We start from the raw sequence: 19,862 nt of genomic DNA, 5'->3' as shown, positions 1-19,862 counted from the left end.
GGGTGCGCGCGGCCGCCGGGCGGCTGCGGCAGTACAGGATAGCCCTAAATCGCGGCCTGCTGAACAGGACTCACTCATTTGCCGTATACAAACCTCCCTCCAGCGTATTGGTCAGTTATTCCTGGTGACGCGGGGGGCCAAGACTTCCCGGCGACAGGGCGCCGCGATTGCGCCTGGTCCAAGCGAGCGACGCAGGATGCGTTCAGTCTTCGTGCATCAGCCCAGCCACGTGAGCCATCACCATGTCGCACATCGCGCGGGCTGGACGCGAGAGCAATCTGTTCTTGCGGGTGAGGATAAAGACTTCGCGCTTGAAGCTGCTGTCCTCGATGGCGCGGATGGTGAGGGTGGGGCGGCGGAACTGGTAGAGCGTGAGCGTGGGGACGATGGTCAGGCCCACGCCGCTTTCGACCATGGCACTGGCTGTTGCCAGATGTTCGACCTCCAGGACGGTCTTCAGCGTATGGGGGCCGAAGGTGGCATCCACGCGCTGACGCACGCTGCTGTGGCTGACAAAGTTGACGATTGGGTACTGGGCGATCTGCTCCAGGGTCACGCGCTTGCGTTGGCGGGCCAGGGGATGGTCAGGCGGGCAGATGAGATGCAGTTGGTCCTGCCACAGGAGCTGGCGTTCGAGTTTGGCGGCATAGTGGTCGACGGTAGCAATGGCGAAATCGATCTCGCCATTGCTGAGCAATTCCACACACTCTTGCGACATGCCATCGCGCAGGACGGTGGTCACGCCGGGGTATTGGGCTCGGAACTGCCGGAATACGGGCGGCAGCCAGCTGGCGGCCACAGAGGGGAGGGCGGCGACCTGCACTTTCCCGATACGCCCCGCCGCATAGTCCTGTAGGTGTTGCAGCGCGGTGTCGGTTTCATACAGGGAGCGCCGCGCAAAGGACTCGAACAGCTTGCCGAAGGCGGACAGCTCGATATTCCGGGTGTTGCGTACGAAGAGCTGTGCGCCCAGTTCCTCTTCCAATGATTTGATTAATGCGCTGAACGCCGGCTGTGACAGTCCTACTTCGGCCGCCGCGCGGGTGAAGTTCTGGTGATCGGCGGCGCTGACGAAGGCACGGAGCTGGCGGGTGGAAATGTTCATTCCGAGTGATTTGTTTTTTGGATAAATGGTTTTGAAATTTCGATTTTACTTCTGAGTTTGCGGCTCCCACAATTCGTTCATTCCAACAACAATGACGAGACAATGGTGACGCCGCTCTGGATAGGATGTGGGGCCGGTTTTTCGGGGGATCGCCTGGACGCGCCCTTGCCCGTGGTACGCACCCTGGCCCGGCGCGAAGGACGCCGTGTTCTGATCCTGGAAACGTTGGCCGAACGTACTCTGGCCTTGGCCCAATTGGCTCGCCGAGAGAACCCACAGGCGGGTTATGAGCCCTTGCTCGAGCCATTATTACGCCCGGTGTTAGAGCTGTGCCTGCGCGAGCGCATCGCCATCGTGAGCAATTTCGGCGCTGCGAATCCACAGGGCGCCGCCCGGCATATCCTGCGCCTGGCACGAGAACTGAGGCTGCGCGTCCCGCGCGTGGCCGTAGTGCGCGGCGATGATCTGTTGGCGCGGGAGGATGCCGAGGCCGTGATCGGTCAGGCCGGTCTCGCGCGGCCTGCGGCCCTGGTGAGCGCCAATGTCTATCTGGGCGGAGAGGCCATCGCGGATGCCCTGCTCGATGGCGCGGATATCGTGGTGACGGGCCGGGTGGCGGATCCTTCGCTGGTGAGCGGGCCGGCGCTGGCGCATTTCGGCTGGTCGGCAGACGACTGGGACCGCCTGGGTCCGGCCATCATGGCGGGTCATCTGCTGGAGTGCGGTTCGCAGGTTACGGGCGGCTATTTTGCCGACCCCGGGTTCAAGGACGTGCCGGGTTTATGGAATCTGGGTTTTCCGGTGGCGGAGATTCTGTCCGATGGGCATTGCATCATCGGCAAAGCCGAGGAAACTGGAGGTGTGGTTGATCGCCGCACGGTAACCGAGCAGCTGCTTTACGAGGTGCACGATCCATCGGCTTATCTGACCCCGGATGTCACGGCCGACATCAGCGCGGCCACTGTCACCGAGCTGGGGGGTGACCGCGTGGCCTTGAATGGGGTGCGCGGCCATCGCCGTCCCGATACGCTCAAAGTGAGCGCCTTCTATGAGGGCGGCTGGCTGGGCGAGGCCGAGATTTCCTATGGTGGCCCGCGCGCCGAGGCACGGGCCAGATTGGCCGCCGACGTGATCCGCCATCGCATGGGCGAGGGTTTGCGCGTCGATCTCATCGGGGTACAGAGCCTGCTGGCCGACGATGGCGGCCGCCTGATGAGCGGTCTGCCCGACAGCGGCGCGCGCGATGTGCGCCTGCGGGTGGCCGGCAAGTTTGCCGAGCGCGAGGCGGCCGACACCCTGGCGCGCGAGGTCAATGCGCTTTATTGCTGCGGGCCCGCCGGGGGCGGCGGGGTGCGCAGCGCCGTGCGGCGGCGCCTGGAGACGCGCTCGGCCTATATCGACCGTGCGCTGGTGAGCGCAAGCCATGAGGTGCTGGCATGACGGCCACCAAACGGGTGCATCTGTTTGAGATCGCGCATGGTCGCACGGGCGATAAGGGCAATCGCTCCAATATCAGTGTCATTGCCTATGACCCGCGCCATTACGACAGCATCGTTGCCCAGGTGACCGTAGCGGCCGTGCGCCGCGTGTTCGCCCATCGGGAGCCCGGCGAAATCCGCCGCTATCTGCTGCCGCAACTGGCGGCGATGAATTTCGTCATCGATGACGTGCTGGATGGAGGCGTCAATGACGCCCTCAATCTGGATTCGCACGGCAAGTCGCTGGCGGGGTATTTGCTGGACCTGGAGATCGACCTTCCCGACGAAGCTGCATCCGCCGGCGTGACTCCATAGCCATTACAACAGCCGCCAAGCACGGCATACCAACCACCGGAGGAGACATATGAAGACATTCAAGCATTGGCTATTGGCGGCGACGGCCGCCGTGGCCTGCGCGGCGCAAGCCCAAGACATCAAGATTTCCTACAACGGCGATATCTCGGGTTCGCCCTCGGCCGAGTCGGGCCAGATCGGCGTTTTGGGCATCACGGCCGCGGTGGACGACATCAACAAGCGCGGCGGTGTGCTCGGGCGCAAGCTGACGTTTTTGGTGCGCGACGACCTGGGCCAGCCGCCCAAATCCATCCAGAACATGACCGACCTGATCGACCGCGAGCGGGTGGCGGTGGTTTTCGGGCCGACCAATTCGGGTAATGCGCTGGCTTGGAAGCATATAGCCAACCAGAAGAAGATGCCGGTGCTGGTTTCCAGCGCATCGAGCACGGCCATCACCGAGCCGGCCGGCAACAATCCCAATTATCTCTTCCGCATTTCCATGGTAGACCGAGATCAGGCGGCCGCGCTGGTCGCCTACGCAGCCAAGAGTCCGCAGTCCAAGAAGATTGGCTTCTTTGTCGAGACCACGGGCTATGGCCAGGCGGGTTTGAAGGACATGGAACAGATCGCCGCCCTGCACGGTATCAAGCCGGTGGTGATCGAGAAGTTTGACGCGCGCGACACGGACATGACGTCGCAGTTGGGCAAAGCCAAGGCAGCCGGCGTCGACACGCTGGTGGTCTGGGCCCAGGCCGCCCCTCTGGGCCATCTGGTGCGCAGCATGGAGAAGATTGACTACATGCCACGCGTGCTGACGACCTGGGCGGCCTCGTTCAGCGGCTTTCCGCAGGTGGCGGGCAACAAACTTATGGAGTGGCCGATATTCCTGACCACGTCCAGCGAGGCCAAGTCGCCGGCGGCCAAGTCGCTGCTTGAGCGCATCGGCCCCAAGCTGGCTAATCCGTCGATGTTCTGGGCGGCGACCCAGGCCTATGACACGGTGCTGGTATGGGCCGCTGCCGCTGAGCAGGCCCAGAGCCTGGATGGCGAGGCCGTGCGCCGGGCAATGGAAAACCTGCAACAGCCGGTCGACGGCTTGGTCAAACAATACAAGCAACCGTTCTCGGCCACGAATCATGAAGGACTGCAGGCGCAGGACTACCACTGGTCGCGCTGGCAAGGCGGTGTCGTGGTGGATTTCAAGGATCCGGTGCTCGATGCCATGACGCCGGCCGATTTCAAGAAGTAAGGGCCAGGGTATGTCGACAACCATACTTCAGGCCTTGATCGGCGGGCTGACGATGGGCGGTATCTATGCCTTGATCGCCTTGGGTTTCAGCCTGACCTACACGACCACGCGGACACTGAATTTCGCGCAAGGCGATTTCGTTTCGGTGGGGGCTTTCGTGGGCCTGGGCACAGTAGGGTTGGTGGCAAGCGCGCTGGCCATAGATCCGGCGACCTCGCCCTGGGCCTATGTACTGGCCGCCCTGGCCGCTACCGTGGTTATGGGCGTGATGGGGCTGCCGCTCTATCTGGCGGCCATCCGACCTTTTGCCGGCAGGCCCGGCATGTCCTGGGTCATGAGCACCATCGGCTTCGGCATCATCATGCAAAGTGCTGCGCTGTCTCTCTGGGGGCCGGGCGCTCGCATGGTGGAGGCCCCCCTGGGCGACGAGGTAATTCGCGTGGCGGGGGCCGGCTTCCGGCCGCAGGAGATCGTGGTGCTGGTGCTCGCCATGCTGCTTTTGGGGGTTGTGGACTTCGCCATGCATCGCACCTCGCTGGGTCGCAGCATGCGGGCCGTCGCCCTGAACCGCGATGCCGCCGCTCTCATGGGCATACGCGTCACGCGCGTGATGGCGCTGACTTTTGTGGTTAGTTCGGCCCTGGCGGGCTTGAGCGGCGTGCTGATCGCGCCCATCGTCTCGGCGTCGCTGTTCATGGGCGTGGTGATCGCGCTCAAGGGCTTTTCGGCCGCCATCGTGGGCGGACTCACGAATCTGCGAGGGTGCATGCTGGGCGGAATCCTGATCGGCCTGGCGGAATCCTTTACTGGCCTGTGGAGCGCGCAGTGGCGCGAGATTGTGGTGTTCGCGGTGGTGATTGCGGTGCTGGCGGCCTTTCCCAATGGCCTGTTCGGCAAGACACTGGTGGAGAAAGTATGAGCGCAGCCCAGACTCAGGCACAGCCGGCGCCGCGTCCACGCGGCAGCCTGCGCCCGGGCGCCGTCGCCGTGGCGGCCTTGCTCGCCGTCCTGGCGCTGGTGCTGAACAATGATTTCTACCTGCGCATCATGTTCATGTGCGGGGTCTATTATCTGTGCGCGGCCGGCATGAATGTGCTCGCGGGCTATGCGGGCCAGAAGTCCCTGGGGCAGGCCGGCCTGTTCGCGGCTGGCGCCTATGCGGTGGCCTTGCTGACTGCCCGCTGGGAATGGCATCCGGCGCTGGCGCTGGCGGCGGCTCCCGTGGTGGCGGCCGTGGTAGGTCTGTTGATCGCCTTGCCCTCGCTGCGCGTAAAAGGCCCCAGCCTGGCCCTGGTGACGCTGGCCTTCGGCATCGTGGCCGAAAAACTGGTCACGGAATGGACCGATGTGTTCGGGGGTGCCCAGGGCATTTACGGGATTGCGCCGCTGACCATCGCCCAGGCGCCGTTCACGCTGCAGCAATGGGTGTGGCTGGTGATAGGGTTGAGCCTGGCTGTGCACCTGGTGCTGGCGCGCGCCTTCCGTGGCCGCTTCGGGCGTGCCTTGCTGTCCTTGCAGTTCGACGAGATCGCCGCCGCTTGTTCGGGCATCGCCGTCTACCGCTACAAGACACTGGCCTTCATGGTGGCGGCGGCTCTGTGCGGCCTGGGCGGGGCGCTGGTGGCGCAGCAGAACCAGTATTTCAATTCCGACTTCATCACCTTTCATCTGTCGGTCTTCATTCTCCTGTTGGTTCTGCTGGGTGGCGCGGGGACGATCTACGGCCCCTTGGCAGGCGCCGTCGTGCTGACGCTGGCCGAAGTATTTCTGGCGCAGTGGCCGTTTGCCCAGCATTTCGTCTATGGCGGGATGCTGCTGTTCGCGCTCTATCTCATGCCGCGGGGCATCGTCGGCCTGTTCGACCGCTGGCGGCCCGCGCCGCCCGAGTTGCCGGTTGCGTCGATCGGTACCGAGCTGCCGGTGCGCCCGGCAGCCACGGGGGTTCCCTTGCTGGAATTGTCGGGCATCTGCAAGAACTTTGGCGGCGTGGTGACGGCCCAGGATGTCAATCTGGTGCTGGAGCCGCAGCGCATTCACGCGCTGATTGGCCCCAACGGGGCGGGCAAGAGCACACTGATCAACATTCTGACCGGCGTCATCCCGCCGACCGCGGGCTCGCTGACCCTGCAAGGCCGCGACATGACGCGGGCCGGCGCTCACAGGCTGGCGGCCGCCGGCGTGGCGCGGACCTTCCAGAACCTGCGCCTGTTTGGCGCCATGTCGGTGCTGGACAATGTGCTGGTGGGTGCCCATTCGCGCTTGGGCCAAGGCGTGTCGGAAGCGCAGGCGCGGCATGAAGTCATGGCTGTGCTGGCGTTCACCGGCCTGCTTGCGCACGCCCAGGCCCGGGCGGGCAGCCTGCCTTATGGCGTGCAGCGCCGCGTGGAGCTGGCGCGCGCACTGGCCAGCCGCCCGGTCTTGCTTCTGCTCGACGAGCCGGCCGCGGGTCTCAATCCGCAGGAAACCCGAGAACTGGGCCAACTGGTGCGCCGCATCGGCGCGCTCGGCGTGGCGGTGCTGATGGTCGAGCACGATATGAGTCTGGTGATGAATATCTCGGATCACATCGTCGTGCTGGATAGGGGCTTGGTGATCGCGGAGGGAAGTCCCAAGGATATCCAGAGCAACCCGCGTGTGATCGAGGCTTACCTGGGCAGCGATACGGGATTGGAGGAATGATGCTCGACATCGAGGATATGGAAATCTCGTATGGTCCGGTACGCGCGGTGCGCGGTGTTTCGATGCGGATCGAGCAGGGCGAGATCGTTGCCTTGCTGGGAGCCAATGGTGCGGGCAAGAGCAGTCTTTTGCGCGGCGTCATGGGTCTGGTGCCGGCCAGCGGGCAACTGCGGTTCGAAGGCCGCGATCTGCGCGGGCTGTCGACGCCCCAGCGCGTGATGGCCGGTCTGGCCATGGCGCCCGAGGGACGCCAAGTGTTTACCGACCAGACTGTATACGAGAACCTGCTGCTGGGCGGCTACCTCATCCGCCAGGACCGCAATCGCGTGGCACGCCAGGTCGAAGGCTATTTCGAGATGTTCCCCAGGCTCAGGGAACGCCGCGAGCAGGTCGCAGGCACCTTGAGCGGGGGCGAGCAGCAGATGCTGGCCATCGCCCGCGCCCTGATGTCCAACCCCCGGCTGCTGATCCTGGATGAACCCTCGTTGGGCCTGGCGCCGCTGGTGGCGGTGGATATCTTCCGGGGGCTCAAGCGCCTGCGGGCCGAAGGCATGACGGTTCTGCTGATTGAGCAGATGGCCAACCAGGCCCTGGCGATCGCGGATCGGGCTTATGTGCTCGAGAGCGGGTCGGTGACGCTAGAGGGGCCGGCCGCCGAGTTGCGACGCGATCCGCGCATACGTGAAGCTTATCTGGGCGGCGAGTTCGCCGCCTGAGATCTCCTACTTATTGAACAAGGATTTGTCATGACACTCCCGCAATACGGTTGCTTCATCGACGGCGTCTGGGGCCCTGCGCGTTCGGGCGACACGATCGAGGTGCTGGACCCCGCCACCGGCCAGCCCATCGCCGCGATTGCGCGCGGCCAGGCAGGCGAAGTGGATGCTGCTGTGCAGAGCGCGCGGCGCGCCCTGCGCAGTTGGGCCGAATGCCCGCCGGTTCAGCGCGCGCGCGTACTGGCGGAAATCGCCCGCCGCATCACGCTGGAACAGGAGCATCTGGCCCGTCTTGAGAGCCTGGACACAGGCAAGCCCCTCAAGCAGGCGCAGGCTGATGCTGTGGCCGCCGCGCGCTTCTTCGAGTACTACGCCGGGGTGGCTGACAAGGTGCTGGGCAGCTCCATCCCGCTGGGCGCGGAATACTTCGATTTCACGATGCGCGAGCCTATGGGCGTGACCGCGCAGATCGTGCCTTGGAACTACCCCTTGCAGATCGCGTCGCGCGGCCTGGCGCCGGCGTTGGCCACGGGCAATACCGTCGTGATGAAGCCGGCCGAGTTGGCCTGCCTGAGTGTGCTTGAACTCACCCGCATCTGCCACGAGGCGGGCTTGCCGGCCGGGGTGCTGAACATCGTGACTGGGCTGGGCCATGAGTCTGGTGCGGCGCTAGCCGCGCATCCGGGCGTAGGCCTGGTGGTATTCACCGGTTCGGTGGCAACCGGAAAGGGGGTAATGAAGGCGGCTGCCGAGAACATCGTGCCCGTGCTGTTGGAACTGGGGGGCAAGTCGCCCAATATCGTGCTGGCCGACGCGGATTTGGACGCGGCCGCGCCGTTGTTGCTCAAGGCGGCCTTTCCGCATGCTGGGCAGACCTGCTCGGCGGGCACTCGCATTCTGGTGCAGCGCGGCGCGCACAAGGCGCTGCGCGAGCGTCTGACGGCGCTGGCCGCCCAGCTGCGAGTGGGGCCTGGCTTGAACGATCCGGATATCGGCGCGCTGGTCAGCCGCGACCAGCAGCGCAAGGTGCTGGAGTATATCGACCTTGGCCGTGAGGAAGGGGCCGAGGTTATCGTCGGCGGGCAGCCGCTGGCGGGCGCGAATTTGGATGCCGGCAATTTCGTGATGCCCACCTTGCTCGACGGTGCCCATCCCCTGATGCGAGTGCATCAGGAGGAAATCTTCGGGCCGGTGCTGACCCTGGTGCCCTTTGACAATATCGACGAGGCCGCGGAAATCGCCAATGGCACGGAGTATGGCCTGGTCGCCGGTATCTGGGGGCGCGACGTGGGCCAGACGCACAGGCTGGCGCAGCGGGTGCAGGCCGGGCAGGTCTTCGTCAACTGCTATGGCGCCGGCGGCGGAGTGGAGTTGCCGTTTGGCGGTTACCGAAAATCCGGCTTCGGCCGCGAAAAAGGCCTGGATGCTCTGTTGTCGTACACCCAGCTCAAGAATATCTGCATCCGCATCTAGGTTATCGCCATGTACCCTGTTTCGAGTTTTGCCTGCCCGACCCGCCTGGTGTTGGGCGTGGACGCCCACCAGCAACTGCCGGCCATCGTGGCAGACGGCGGCGCGCAGCGTGTGTTTGTGGTGGTGGATCCGGCCCTGGTCGAGAGCGAGATCGCGCGCGCGATCATGGCCAGGCTGGGCGAGCGCCAGCTGTCGCTGGCTCTGTTTGCGGAGGTCGAGCCCGACCCCAGCGACACGACGGTGCATGCGGCCTACGAGCGCTGTCGCGCCCATGGCAGCGAGGCCATTATTGCCATCGGGGGAGGCAGTACCATCGATGTCGCCAAGTCCGTGGCCATCCTGATGACAAATGGCGGCAGGATCGCCGATTACGAGGGCGTGGAGAAATTCAGCATACGTCCCATGTCGCTGTATGCCGTGCCGACCACGGCTGGCACCGGTTCGGAGGTGTCTGGCGCCTGCGTGATCACCGATACCGTGCGCAACGTCAAGATGGCTATCCGCCATGCTGCCTTCAGCCCGGCCCAGGTGGCCATACTGGACCCTCTGGCGGTTGGATCCATGCCGGCGCACGTGGCGGCGCATGCGGGCATCGATGCCTTTGTGCATGCGTTCGAGTCATATCTGTCCAAACTGGCCAATCCCTTTTCGGATGCGGTCAACATGCATGCCATGACGCTGATTGCCGGCAGCATCCGGCAATTCGTGGCCAATCGCCGCAATACCCGCGCAGCGATGGACATGTTGTGCGGCTCTTCGATGGCGGCGATGTCTTTCGGGGTGACGGGCCTGGGCAACGTGCATTGCATGGCGTTGCCGCTGGGTGCGGTGTTCCATATCCCGCACGGGCTGGCCAATGCGCTGTGCCTGCCTACGGTGGCGGAATTCAACCTGATCGCCAACCCTGCGCGCTATGTTGACGTTGCCGGTATTCTCGGCGTGGATAGCCGGGGCCTGTCGCAGCGCGAGGCGGCGCGCCGTACCGTCGACGCGATACGTGAACTTTGTATCGATCTGGGCATCCCCGCCCGCCTGCGTGATGCAGGCGTTACGGAAGATTCGCTCGACGAGCTGGCGCGGCGCAGTTATGCAGCGGACTACAACCGCTGGAATCCACGCCACACTACCGAGGCAGATTTCCGCGCCTTGTTCCGTCGGGCTTACTGAGGATGCCTATCGGAATCCCGGCGTAGGCGGCCTGCTGAACAGGACTCACTCGTCTGCCGTATACAGCTCTCCCGCCAGCACGTTGCGCCAGTTCTTCCAGGTGATGCGAGGGCGGTCCGCGACCTCGCGGTTGTAGGGCGCGTCGAACAGGATGTGCTTCCAGCGCGGTTTCACCGCGCCCTCGATCAGGGGCTTGTCGTCGATCAGTAGATTGCCGTGCACCAGCGTCTTGTCCTTGGTCAGGATCAGCCGGTTGGTGGCGTCGCGCCCCAGGTGTTTTTCCACCCAGAGGTATTTTTCCGCCACGCAGTTCTCGAACTGGGACAGCGGCGAGGAGCAGATGCGCACGTCCATGCCTAGCGCCAGCAATTCCTGTACCGCCTCCAGGGCGCCGGGCACCGGGGGCAGGTTGCGGATGAAGCCGGGCGCGGTGTAGATGGCTTCGGCCATGCCGCGCAGCTCGGGGGCGTAGTCCTGGCGGATGTAGAAGGATTTGCGGTCTTCGAACGCCACGGGGGGAATGCCGGGATGGCGCTCGCGCCACGCGTCGATAAAGGCGTGTTCGAAATCGGCGAGCACGCCGTCTTGGTCCAGCAGGATGATCATGGCGGTCCGGCGGTTGTTGCGACCGTCCGATTGTGCCAGAGCGGGCGGTCAGGCAGGTTGCGGCCGGGACTGCGCGACGATGCGGTAGCGGCTGCCGCCCGTGAGCGATTCGGAGGCGACCAGCACCATGCGGTCGTAGCGCCACAGCAGGGGCGGGGGCGCGTCGGCGGGCGGCTGGGGCCGCTCGATGTTGCGCAGCAGGGTGACGTGCGGGCGGAATGGGTGCTGCGGCGCGCCCAGGCCGAATCCGGCCAGCCACTGCCATAGCCCGTCATGCGCGGCCTGCAGGCCGGCGGGCGTGCTGTCGGGGCCGGCCCAGAGGATGCGCTGGCGGCCGAACACCCCGTAGCGGTCCACCTGGATCTCTCCGGGAGCGATGCGTTTCTCAGGCGTCGCGGCGGCCAGCTCGTCCGCGAGCGCGGCATCCACCGGCCCCAGGAAGGCCAGGGTCATGTGCAGGGTTTCCGTGCGCATGGCGCGTCCGCCGCAACCGGGCCGGGCCTGTTCCGCCCAGGCCGCAAGCGATCCTGCCAGCGGGGGCGAGGGCCACAGCGCGTAGAAGAGGCGGACGGTCGACATGCCGTGATTGTAGGGGCACGGCCGCGCGGTTCAGCTGCCCGTGGTCTCGGGCCTGCGCCGGCGGGTGACGCCCGTGTCGAAACGCTCCACGCCGGGCCGGGCGGGGCGGTCGAAGCGTTCCACGCCCGGCCGGGAAAAACGCTCCACGCGCGGAGGGCTTTCCGTTTTGGCCTGCACGCTCTGGGCGGCCGCCTGTTCGCGCTTGGCGATGAGTTCCTCGGCGCGCTGGTGGTGCGGCGCCATCTTGCGGACCATCACGCGGCCGTCCCGCGGGAAGTAATTGATGCGGCGCGCGTGCACGTCGCCCAGATCCTGCGCCTTGACGGGGATGCCTTCCGTTTTCAGGTAAGTGAGGACGAACTGGCCGTTGCGCTCGCCGATGTTCATCTGCTGCATGGCGGAAAGCACGGCGCCGCCGCCGAACACCTTGGCTTCCAGCCGCGAGCGCACGGCGCCGGCCTTCAGCAGTTCGTTGATCAGCACTTCCATGGCGAATGCGCCGTAGCGCATAGTGGCCGAGGCGGGCGACTGCATGTCGCCTTCCGGCAACATGAAATGGTTCATTCCGCCCACGCCCGTCACGGGATCGTGGATACAGGCGGCAACGCACGACCCCAGGACGGTCGAGATCATCAGGTCTTCGTCGGTGACGTAGTACTCGTTGGGCAGTACTTTCACCGCCTGACACTGGAACGCGCTATCGAAATAGTGGCGCGTTGCGCGGGCTTCAAGACGGGCGGCCATGGGGCGGGATAGGAGACAAGGACGGCGAGTGGGTCACGAAGGAGCTGGTGGTAAAACGGCTTTATTTCAAAAAATGTAAGAAAATGTCGCTTTATTCTTGCATATCCGGGCGACAAGCGGGAGAAATCCTGTGTAACGGACGATCCCGGCTCAGGGTGCGGTGCGTCCCTGGTTTTTGAAACCAGCGGACGGCTAATACGCGCGCCCGCCAGAGTGCATGCGAGCATGCTACACAGGCGGGCGGGAACCGTTCCCCGGATCACGGGGACGAAGGGGGGCTATACGAAGCCTTTGGGCAGCCGTCAGAAGCGCGTGCTGCGGGTAACCGACCAGCGGGCGGACAGGGCGCCCAGGGCGGCAGCGGCCACGACGGCGCCGATCAGCACGGCCGGGCCGGGTAAGTGCAGGGCGAACTCCGCCCCATAGCTGCGGGCCAGCCCGACGAGAGCGTCGTTCAGCGGGGCCAGCGCAATTGCCGCCACGCCGATGGACAACAGCGCCGCCACGGCCCCCGAGAGAGCTCCCAGGTACAGGAAGGGCCGGCGCACGAACGATTCGGTGGCGCCGACGAGCCGCGCCACGCCGATTTCCTCGCGCTGGGAAAGCGCCTGCATGCGCACGGTATTGAAGACGGTTGCCAGCACCACGACGGCCACGCAGGCCGCCAGGAATCCCAGCCCGATGCGGGCGAAGCGCAGGATCGCCTCCAGGCGTTGGACCCAGGCGCTGTCCAGCTGCACGAGGTCCACGTGGTTCCATTGCTTCCAGGCCGTCGCAAGCTTGTCCGCCCGGCCGGACAGGTCCTCGCCGTCGGCCAGCGTGACCACGACCGCGTCGGGCAGGGGGTTGCCCGGCAGCACGGCCAGCGCCTGCTGCCAGGCGGGGTTGGCGCGCAGGTCCGCCAAGGCGTCCTCGCGGCCCACCACACGCACGGCGCGAACCTCTTGCGCGTATTCGCCCTGGATGCGCTTGGCCACGTCGGCGGCGGCGCCGGCAGGCGCGTCCACGCGCATGAAAACGGTGACTTCCGGGGTGACGGACATTTCCCGCGCCACGGGCTGGACCGAGACCAGGATCGCGCTGCCAAGCAGCGGCAGAGCCAGCGCCAGCGCCATGACGAGCAGGTTGGCCAGCGATGAGAACGGTTGCTTGACCAGCCGGCGCAGGGTGACCATCAACGCATAGCGGTGCTGCCGCAGCCAGGCGTTCATGCCGTTTCTCCTTGCTGGCCGTGGCCGCGCGCGGCGCCCGCGTCGGAAGGCTGCGCGGCGCCGTGGGAGTCGGCGAACTTGCCAGGCTCGATGCGCAGGGTGCGGGTGGCGTAGCCGGCCATGAGCTCCTGGTCGTGCGAAGCGATCAGCGTGGTGACGCCGACGCGGTTGAAGTCACGGAAAACGTTCATGATGCGTTGCGCGTTGTCGTGATCGAGGTTGGCGGTGGGCTCGTCCGCGATCAGGATCGCCGGCCGGTTCACGATGGCCCGCGCAATCGCCAGGCGCTGCTGTTCGCCGCCCGACAGTTCGATCGGATTCAGGTCTTCCTTGCCCGACAGGCCCACCTTGTCCAGCGCGGCGCGGGCGCGGGCGGCGGCCGAGTTCCATGCATGGCCGGTGACCGCCAGGGGCAGCATCACGTTTTCGAATGCGCTGCGGTCGAACAGCAGGTGCGTATCCTGCAGGATGACGCCCACCGCGCGCCGCAGGTACGGCCGGGCGCGGGCGGGCAGCTTGTCCAGCCGCTGGCCGTTGACCTGGATGGCCCCCCGGCTGGCGGGTTCGAGCCCGCCGATCAGCTTGAGCAGGGTGGACTTCCCGGCGCCGGACGGCCCCGATACGAAAACGAACTCTCCCGCGCTCACGCGGAAGTTGATGTCGGCCAGGATATTGCGGCCGCGACCATATGATTTGAATACGTGCTGGAATTCGATCATGGCGGCTGTCAGATGAAGCCGCAATAGTAACTCGGGGACACTAAGGTGGCCTAAGCCGACAGGGCGATGAGGCGCGAAAATTTTCCTGCCGGCGCCTGCTGCCCGAAGCAAGGCCTTGCTTCATAGCGGCCCGGCGCGAAAAAGCGTCCCTCTTTTCGTATGAAAACTGCGTTTCATTTCATCCAGTGTCCCTATATTTCAAGGGAATTCCCGGATGCGCCGCCTGCGGCGCGGACGCTACCATCCGCCCCATGCGTAGGCCCAACCCGGCCCCGCGCGAATTCGCCTTATCCCACACGGAGAACACGATGAAAGTACTGAAACTCGCTGCTGTCGGCGCCGCCCTGTTCGCTGCTTCCGCGGCAGCCAACGCTGGCGCGACCTTCGACAACGTCAAGAAAAAAGGGTTTGTCCAGTGTGGGGTTTCGACGGGCATCCCGGGCTTCTCCATCGCGGACAGCAAGGGCGAATACAAGGGCATCGACGTGGACCTGTGCCGCGCCATCGCCACGACCATGTTCGGCGACTCCACCAAGGTCAAGTTCACCCCGCTGAACACGCAGCAACGCTTCACCGCGCTGCAGTCCGGCGAGATCGACGTCCTGACTCGCAACACCACCGTCACGCTGACGCGCGACACGACGCTGGGCCTGATCGGCGTGGGCGTGAACTACTACGACAGCCAGGGCGTGATGGTGTCCAAGGAGCTGGGCGTGAAGAGCGCCAAGGAGCTGAACGGCGCCACGATCTGCGTGCAGCCCGGCACCACGACCGAACTCAACCTGGCCGACTGGTTCCGCGGCCAGAAAATCGAATTCAAGCCGGTCGTGATCGACAAGTACGACGAAATCATCCGCGCCTTCTCGGCCGGCCGTTGCGACGCCTTCACGACCGACAAGTCGCAATTGGCTTCGACCCGCACGACGCTCGAGAAGCCCGACAATTTCATCATCCTGCCGGAAGACTTCTCCAAGGAGCCGCTGGGCCCCATGGTCCGCCAGGGCGACGAGCAATGGTTCAACATCGTGCGCTGGTCGCTCAACGCCATGCTGGAAGCCGAGGAATACGGCATCACCAAGGCCAACGTCGACGAAATGGCCAAGAGCTCCAACCCCAACATCCAGCGCATCCTGGGCGTGACCCCGGGCATGGGCAAGAACCTGGGCGTGGATGACAAGTGGGCCTACAACATCATCAAGCAGATCGGCAACTACGGCGAGAGCTTCGAAAACACGCTGGGCAAGAGCAGCGCGATGAAGCTGGAGCGTGGCCTGAACGCCTCTTACAAGCAAGGGGGCCTGATGTACGGCTGGCCGGTGCGCTAACGCGCGGCTGCCTGGTAAAACGGAGCCTGGCGCTCCGTTTTGCCTAGGGCCTGTTGACACCGGATGGAGCGTCGCACAGGCCCTAGCCCGCCTCGAGCGGGTGGCAGGAGTGGGTGGCGGGGCCGAGGGCCCGGCCGCCGGATGTTCGACTTCTGTAGATTCATATGACGACTCCCGATAAAAACGCCCCGCTTTCGGCACCTCCGCGGCGTCTCAACTGGAACGATCCCGGCGTGCGCTCCGTGGTCTACCAGGTGTTCGCGCTGGCTGCCGTTGCCTGGGCCGTGTGGTTCCTGGTTACAAACACGCTGCACAACCTGTCCGTGCGCAACATCGCCACGGGCTTCGGCTTTCTTGGCCGAGAGGCCGGATTCGCCATCGGCGAAACCGCCATCGCCTATTCCCCCGCGGACACCTACGGCCGCGCCATCCTGGTCGGCCTGCTCAACACGCTGCGCGTGGCCGTGATCGGCATTGTGCTGGCGACCATACTCGGCACGCTGATCGGCATCGGCCGCCTGTCCAAGAACTGGCTGGTCTCCAAGGTCACCTCCGTCTACGTCGAGGTGATGCGCAACGTGCCGCTGCTGCTGCAGCTCTTCTTCTGGTACGCGCTCATCACGGAAAACATGCCCGGCCCGCGCCAGGCGCACAATCCGCTGCCCGGCGTCTTCATTTCCAACCGCGGCCTGAAAGTTCCCGCGCTGGAAGGGAACTCGCTGGACTGGATGCTGGGCGGCCTGGCCGTGGCCATCATCGCCATCATCGTGCTGGGCCACTGGGGCCGAAAGCGCCAGGAGGCCACCGGCCGGGTGTTCCCGCTGGGCCGCGCCGCCATCGGCCTGCTCATCGGCCTGCCCATCATCGGGTGGCTGGTCAGCGGAGCGTCGCTGACGCTGGACATGCCGGTACTCAAGGGCTTTAACTTCTCGGGCGGCCTGACGCTCTCGCCCGAATTCGCCGCGCTGCTTGCGGGCCTGGTGATCTACACGTCGGCGTTCATCGCCGAAGTGGTCCGTTCGGGCATCCAGGCGGTGAGCAACGGCCAGTGGGAGGCGGCGGGTTCCCTGGGGCTGCGCCGCAAGCAGGTGCTGCGCCTGGTGGTCCTGCCCCAGGCCCTGCGCGTCATCATTCCCCCGATGACGAGCCAGTACCTGAACCTGACCAAGAACAGCTCCCTGGCGGTGGCCATCGGCTACCCGGACATCGTGTCGGTGGTGAACACGACGCTGAACCAGACCGGGCAGGCCATCGAGGGCATCCTGATCATCATGGCCGCGTATCTCACGGTCAGCCTGTCGATCTCGATATTCATGAACTGGTACAACAAGCGCATCGCGCTGGTGGAGCGTTGAGATGAGCAGCACTACGCATACTCCCACCGAGGCCATGCCGCCGCCCAGCTCGCATGTGGGGCCCTGGGCCTGGCTCAAGTCGCGCCTGTTCTCGTCGCCGCTGAACATCCTCATCACGGTGCTGTTGGCCTGGTTCCTGCTCATGGCGGTGCCGGCGCTGGTGGAATGGGCATTCATCAAGGCCGACTTCAACGCGGCGACCGCCCAGGAATGCCGCGCCTCCGGCGGCGCCTGCTGGGCGTTCATCATCGAGAAGCACCGCCTGATCCTGTTCGGCACCTATCCGTTCGACGAGCAATGGCGCCCCTTGCTCGCGACCATCATCCTGGTCGCGGTGATCGTCTGCAGCGGTATCCGCCGTTTCTGGAACTGGAAGCTCGCCGTCATCTGGACCGTGGGCCTGACGGCCGTGGCGATCCTGATGTGGGGCGGCGTGCTGGGCCTTTCGTACGTGGAAAACGCGCGCTGGGGCGGCTTGCCGCTCACGCTCATCCTGTCCACGTTCGGCATTGCCTTCGCGTTCCCCATCGGCGTGCTGCTGGCGCTGGGCCGGCGTTCGAAGATGCCCGCCATCAAGGCGCTGTGCGTCGTGTACATCGAGCTGATCCGCGGCGTGCCCCTGATCAGCCTGCTGTTCATGTCGTCGGTGATGCTGCCGCTGTTCCTGCCGGAGGGCTTTTCCATCGACAAGCTGCTGCGCGCGCAGATCGCGATCATCATGTTCGCGGCGGCGTACATCGCCGAAACGGTGCGCGGCGGCCTGCAGGCGATTCCCAAGGGCCAGTACGAAGGCGCCGATTCCCTGGGTTTGAGCTACTGGCAGCAGATGCGCAAGATCATCCTGCCGCAGGCGCTGAAGATCGTGATCCCGCCGCTGGTCAGCATTTTCATCGCCCTGTTCAAGGACACGTCGCTGGTGGTCATCATCGGCATCTTCGACCTGACGCTGGCGGCCAAGGCGGCCTTGTCCGACGCGGCATGGCGGGGCTTCGGGGTGGAGGCGTACCTGTTCATCTCGCTCATCTACTTCGTGTTCTGCTTTTCCATGTCCAAATACAGCCAAGCGCTGGAGAAACGCCTGGCCACCGGCCACGCACGCTAGCAACTTGCCGCGCGTCCGCCACTGGCGGGCGCGCCCAGCGATATCTATGGGAGTACAGGCATGTCCAATGCCATCATCAGTCTGCAGGACGTGAACAAGTGGTACGGCCAGTTCCACGTATTGCGCAACATCAACCTGGAAGTCGCGCCAGGCGAGCGCATCGTGGTGTGCGGACCGTCCGGCTCGGGTAAGTCCACCATGATCCGCTGCATCAACCGTCTGGAAGAGCATCAGAAGGGCCACATCATCGTGGACGGCACCGAGCTCACCAATGACCTGAAGCACATCGAGACCATCCGCAAGGACGTCGGCATGGTGTTCCAGCACTTCAACCTTTTCCCCCACCTGACGGTGCTGGAGAACTTGACGCTGGGACCCATGTGGGTGCTGAAGAAGCCTCGCGCGGAAGCGGAAGCCACCGCCATGAAGTACCTGGAGCGGGTGCGCATTCCCGAACAGGCCACGAAGTTCCCGGGCCAGTTGTCGGGCGGCCAGCAGCAGCGCGTGGCGATCGCGCGGTCCCTGTGCATGAACCCCAAGATCATGCTGTTCGATGAGCCGACCTCCGCGCTGGACCCGGAAATGGTCAAGGAAGTGCTGGACGTGATGGTCAACCTGGCCCAGGAAAGCGGCATGACCATGATTTGCGTGACCCACGAAATGGGCTTCGCGCGGAAGGTCGCCAACCGCGTGATCTTCATGGATCGCGGCGAGATCATCGAGCAGAACAGCCCGGACGAGTTCTTCGACAATCCGCAGAACGAGCGGACCAAACTGTTCCTGAGCCAGATCCTGCACTGATTCCAAAACCGCCTCCGTGATGATGATGACGTGCTTCGTGTCTGACACCCCCACGAAATGACGGCACGCATCAAGCCGACGCTTCCCGGGTGTCAGACACCAACGGCGTCGGCAGCCGCAATTCGCTTCGTGTCTGACACCCTCTGGCGCGGTGCTTCAGATCTAGAGGCCGGCTCCCCAGGGTGTCAGACACAAGAAACGGCTCAGCCTCGCGTTTCGATTCCCTTCCGCCCGTGTCTGACACCCCCACGAAATGACGGCACGCATCAAGCCGGCGCTTCCTGGGTGTCAGACACCAACGACGTCGGCGGCCGAAATTCGATTCGTGTCTGACACCCTCTGGTGCGGTGCTTCAGATCTAGAGGCCGGCTCCCCAGGGTGTCAGACACAAGAAACGGCTCAGCCTCGCGTTTCGATTCCCTTCCGCCCGTGTCTGACACCCCCACGAAATGACGGCACGCATCAAGCCGGCGCTTCCCGGGTGTCTGACACCAACGACGTCGGCGGCCGCAATTCGATTCGTGTCTGACACCCTCTGGCGCGGTGCTTCAGATCGAGAGGCCGGCTCCCCAGGGTGTCAGACACAAGAAACGGCTCAGCCTCGCGTTTCGATTCCCTTCCGCCCGTGTCTGACACCCCCACGAAATGACGGCACGTATCAAGCCGGCGCTTCCCGGGTGTCTGACACCAACGGCGTCGGCGGCCGCAATTCGATTCGTGTCTGACACCCTCTGTCGCGGTGCTTCAGATCGAGAGGCTGGCTCCCCAGGGTGTCAGACACAAGAAACGGCTCAGCCTCGCGTTTCGATTCCCTTCCGCCCGTGTCTGACACCCCCACGAAATGACGGCACGCATCAAGCCGGCGCTTCCCGGGTGTCTGACACCAACGACGTCGGCGGCCGCAATTCGATTCGTGTCTGACACCCTCTGGCGCGGTGCTTCAGATCGAGAGGCCGGCTCCCCAGGGTGTCAGACACAAGAAACGGCTCAGCCTCGCGTTTCGATGCCCTTCCGCCCGTGTCTGACACCCTTTGTCGCGGTGCTTCAGATCTAGAGGCCGGTTCCCCAGGGTGTCAGACACAAGAAACGGCTCAGCCTCGCGTTTCGATGCCCTTCCGCCCGTGTCTGACACCCTTACGAGACGATGGCACGAATCGAGCCGGCGCTCCCCGGGTGTCAGACACCAACGGCGTCGGCGGCCGAAATTCGATTCGTGTCTGACACCCTCCGGCGCGGTGCTTCAGATCGAGAGGCCA

At 64.8% G+C, this 19,862-nt stretch carries 18 protein-coding genes; 12 read left to right on the top strand and 6 right to left on the bottom strand.

Annotated features, from left to right (window positions below):
* Positions 1–202: 202 nt before the first annotated feature.
* Positions 203–1,105, bottom strand: a complete 903-nt coding sequence (locus tag JL37_RS21720; RefSeq protein WP_043546666.1) for a LysR family transcriptional regulator — start codon at positions 1,103–1,105, stop codon at positions 203–205.
* 102 nt (positions 1,106–1,207) lie between these two features.
* Here JL37_RS21720 and JL37_RS21715 point away from each other — a divergent pair, with 102 nt between their 5' ends.
* The 8 genes from JL37_RS21715 to JL37_RS21680 are packed head-to-tail and all read left to right on the top strand — an operon-like array spanning position 1,208 to position 10,164.
* Complete coding sequence (locus JL37_RS21715; protein WP_043546665.1) at positions 1,208–2,545, top strand: acyclic terpene utilization AtuA family protein; 1,338 nt, start codon at positions 1,208–1,210, stop codon at positions 2,543–2,545.
* Positions 2,542–2,898, top strand: coding sequence for a hypothetical protein (locus JL37_RS21710; protein ID WP_043546664.1), 357 nt, complete (start codon positions 2,542–2,544; stop codon positions 2,896–2,898). The genes JL37_RS21715 and JL37_RS21710 overlap by 4 nt, the downstream gene beginning before the upstream one ends.
* Positions 2,899–2,947: 49 nt before the next feature.
* A complete protein-coding gene (locus JL37_RS21705; RefSeq protein WP_043546663.1) occupies positions 2,948–4,129 on the top strand; it encodes an ABC transporter substrate-binding protein in 1,182 nt (393 codons plus the stop codon).
* A gap of 10 nt (positions 4,130–4,139) precedes the next feature.
* Positions 4,140–5,048 (top strand): branched-chain amino acid ABC transporter permease, encoded by a 909-nt coding sequence (locus JL37_RS21700; protein WP_043546661.1) that lies wholly within the window; start codon positions 4,140–4,142, stop codon positions 5,046–5,048.
* Positions 5,045–6,808, top strand: coding sequence for an ATP-binding cassette domain-containing protein (locus JL37_RS21695; RefSeq protein ID WP_043546659.1), 1,764 nt, complete (start codon positions 5,045–5,047; stop codon positions 6,806–6,808). The genes JL37_RS21700 and JL37_RS21695 overlap by 4 nt, the downstream gene beginning before the upstream one ends.
* The gene (locus tag JL37_RS21690; protein ID WP_043546658.1) at positions 6,808–7,524 is read left to right on the top strand and encodes an ABC transporter ATP-binding protein; all 717 of its coding nucleotides are present in this window, start codon (positions 6,808–6,810) and stop codon (positions 7,522–7,524) included. The genes JL37_RS21695 and JL37_RS21690 overlap by 1 nt, the downstream gene beginning before the upstream one ends.
* A gap of 30 nt (positions 7,525–7,554) precedes the next feature.
* Positions 7,555–8,997 carry an aldehyde dehydrogenase family protein gene (locus tag JL37_RS21685; protein ID WP_043546657.1) on the top strand — a complete coding sequence of 481 codons (1,443 nt, stop codon included), beginning with the start codon at positions 7,555–7,557 and terminating at the stop codon, positions 8,995–8,997.
* Between the two features lie 9 nt (positions 8,998–9,006).
* On the top strand, positions 9,007–10,164 hold the full coding sequence (locus JL37_RS21680; RefSeq protein WP_043546656.1) for an iron-containing alcohol dehydrogenase: 1,158 nt from the start codon (positions 9,007–9,009) through the stop codon (positions 10,162–10,164).
* Positions 10,165–10,209: 45 nt separating this feature from the next.
* On the opposite strand, the gene JL37_RS21675 is transcribed toward JL37_RS21680, so the two are convergent.
* The 5 genes from JL37_RS21675 to JL37_RS21655 all read right to left on the bottom strand — a co-directional run bounded on the left by JL37_RS21675 (position 10,210) and on the right by JL37_RS21655 (position 14,023).
* A complete protein-coding gene (locus JL37_RS21675) occupies positions 10,210–10,770 on the bottom strand; it encodes a 5'-3'-deoxyribonucleotidase (RefSeq protein WP_043546655.1) in 561 nt (186 codons plus the stop codon).
* 48 nt (positions 10,771–10,818) lie between these two features.
* Positions 10,819–11,349, bottom strand: coding sequence for an RNA 2',3'-cyclic phosphodiesterase (gene thpR, locus JL37_RS21670; RefSeq protein WP_043546654.1), 531 nt, complete (start codon positions 11,347–11,349; stop codon positions 10,819–10,821).
* A gap of 30 nt (positions 11,350–11,379) precedes the next feature.
* Positions 11,380–12,093 carry a chemoreceptor glutamine deamidase CheD gene (gene cheD / locus JL37_RS21665; RefSeq protein WP_043546653.1) on the bottom strand — a complete coding sequence of 238 codons (714 nt, stop codon included), beginning with the start codon at positions 12,091–12,093 and terminating at the stop codon, positions 11,380–11,382.
* Positions 12,094–12,395: 302 nt separating this feature from the next.
* A complete protein-coding gene (locus JL37_RS21660) occupies positions 12,396–13,304 on the bottom strand; it encodes an ABC transporter permease (RefSeq protein ID WP_043546652.1) in 909 nt (302 codons plus the stop codon).
* Entirely contained in the window at positions 13,301–14,023 is a 723-nt protein-coding gene (locus tag JL37_RS21655) for a cell division ATP-binding protein FtsE (RefSeq protein ID WP_043546651.1), read from the bottom strand. Before JL37_RS21655 ends, JL37_RS21660 begins: the two co-directional genes overlap by 4 nt.
* Before the next feature lie 308 nt (positions 14,024–14,331).
* Here JL37_RS21655 and JL37_RS21650 point away from each other — a divergent pair, with 308 nt between their 5' ends.
* The 4 genes from JL37_RS21650 (at position 14,332) to JL37_RS21635 (ending at position 18,606) form a co-directional block, all read left to right on the top strand.
* Positions 14,332–15,348, top strand: a complete 1,017-nt coding sequence (locus JL37_RS21650) for an amino acid ABC transporter substrate-binding protein (RefSeq protein ID WP_043546649.1) — start codon at positions 14,332–14,334, stop codon at positions 15,346–15,348.
* 164 nt (positions 15,349–15,512) lie between these two features.
* Entirely contained in the window at positions 15,513–16,703 is a 1,191-nt protein-coding gene (locus tag JL37_RS21645; RefSeq protein WP_043546648.1) for an amino acid ABC transporter permease, read from the top strand.
* Between the two features lies 1 nt (position 16,704).
* Positions 16,705–17,805, top strand: a complete 1,101-nt coding sequence (locus tag JL37_RS21640) for an amino acid ABC transporter permease (protein ID WP_043546647.1) — start codon at positions 16,705–16,707, stop codon at positions 17,803–17,805.
* 60 nt (positions 17,806–17,865) lie between these two features.
* Entirely contained in the window at positions 17,866–18,606 is a 741-nt protein-coding gene (locus JL37_RS21635; protein WP_043546646.1) for an amino acid ABC transporter ATP-binding protein, read from the top strand.
* Positions 18,607–19,862 lie beyond the last annotated feature (1,256 nt).

The sequence above is a fragment of the Achromobacter sp. RTa genome (assembly GCF_000757485.1).
Classification (GTDB): Bacteria; Pseudomonadota; Gammaproteobacteria; order Burkholderiales; family Burkholderiaceae_B; genus Achromobacter.
The sequence above is the reverse complement of the archived record's forward strand: the minus strand, read 5'-3'. Positions and strand labels throughout refer to the sequence as shown.

Excerpts from the sequence above, each read along its gene's own strand:
- JL37_RS21720 (WP_043546666.1), bottom strand. The coding sequence starts at position 1,105 with ATGAACATTTCCACCCGCCAGCTCCGTGCCTTCGTCAGCGCCGCCGAT.
- JL37_RS21715 (WP_043546665.1), top strand. The coding sequence starts at position 1,208 with ATGGTGACGCCGCTCTGGATAGGATGTGGGGCCGGTTTTTCGGGGGAT.
- JL37_RS21710 (WP_043546664.1), top strand. The coding sequence starts at position 2,542 with ATGACGGCCACCAAACGGGTGCATCTGTTTGAGATCGCGCATGGTCGC.
- JL37_RS21705 (WP_043546663.1), top strand. The coding sequence starts at position 2,948 with ATGAAGACATTCAAGCATTGGCTATTGGCGGCGACGGCCGCCGTGGCC.
- JL37_RS21700 (WP_043546661.1), top strand. The coding sequence starts at position 4,140 with ATGTCGACAACCATACTTCAGGCCTTGATCGGCGGGCTGACGATGGGC.
- JL37_RS21695 (WP_043546659.1), top strand. The coding sequence starts at position 5,045 with ATGAGCGCAGCCCAGACTCAGGCACAGCCGGCGCCGCGTCCACGCGGC.
- JL37_RS21690 (WP_043546658.1), top strand. The coding sequence starts at position 6,808 with ATGCTCGACATCGAGGATATGGAAATCTCGTATGGTCCGGTACGCGCG.
- JL37_RS21685 (WP_043546657.1), top strand. The coding sequence starts at position 7,555 with ATGACACTCCCGCAATACGGTTGCTTCATCGACGGCGTCTGGGGCCCT.
- JL37_RS21680 (WP_043546656.1), top strand. The coding sequence starts at position 9,007 with ATGTACCCTGTTTCGAGTTTTGCCTGCCCGACCCGCCTGGTGTTGGGC.
- JL37_RS21675 (WP_043546655.1), bottom strand. The coding sequence starts at position 10,770 with ATGATCATCCTGCTGGACCAAGACGGCGTGCTCGCCGATTTCGAACAC.
- thpR (WP_043546654.1), bottom strand. The coding sequence starts at position 11,349 with ATGTCGACCGTCCGCCTCTTCTACGCGCTGTGGCCCTCGCCCCCGCTG.
- cheD (WP_043546653.1), bottom strand. The coding sequence starts at position 12,093 with ATGGCCGCCCGTCTTGAAGCCCGCGCAACGCGCCACTATTTCGATAGC.
- JL37_RS21660 (WP_043546652.1), bottom strand. The coding sequence starts at position 13,304 with ATGAACGCCTGGCTGCGGCAGCACCGCTATGCGTTGATGGTCACCCTG.
- JL37_RS21655 (WP_043546651.1), bottom strand. The coding sequence starts at position 14,023 with ATGATCGAATTCCAGCACGTATTCAAATCATATGGTCGCGGCCGCAAT.
- JL37_RS21650 (WP_043546649.1), top strand. The coding sequence starts at position 14,332 with ATGAAAGTACTGAAACTCGCTGCTGTCGGCGCCGCCCTGTTCGCTGCT.
- JL37_RS21645 (WP_043546648.1), top strand. The coding sequence starts at position 15,513 with ATGACGACTCCCGATAAAAACGCCCCGCTTTCGGCACCTCCGCGGCGT.
- JL37_RS21640 (WP_043546647.1), top strand. The coding sequence starts at position 16,705 with ATGAGCAGCACTACGCATACTCCCACCGAGGCCATGCCGCCGCCCAGC.
- JL37_RS21635 (WP_043546646.1), top strand. The coding sequence starts at position 17,866 with ATGTCCAATGCCATCATCAGTCTGCAGGACGTGAACAAGTGGTACGGC.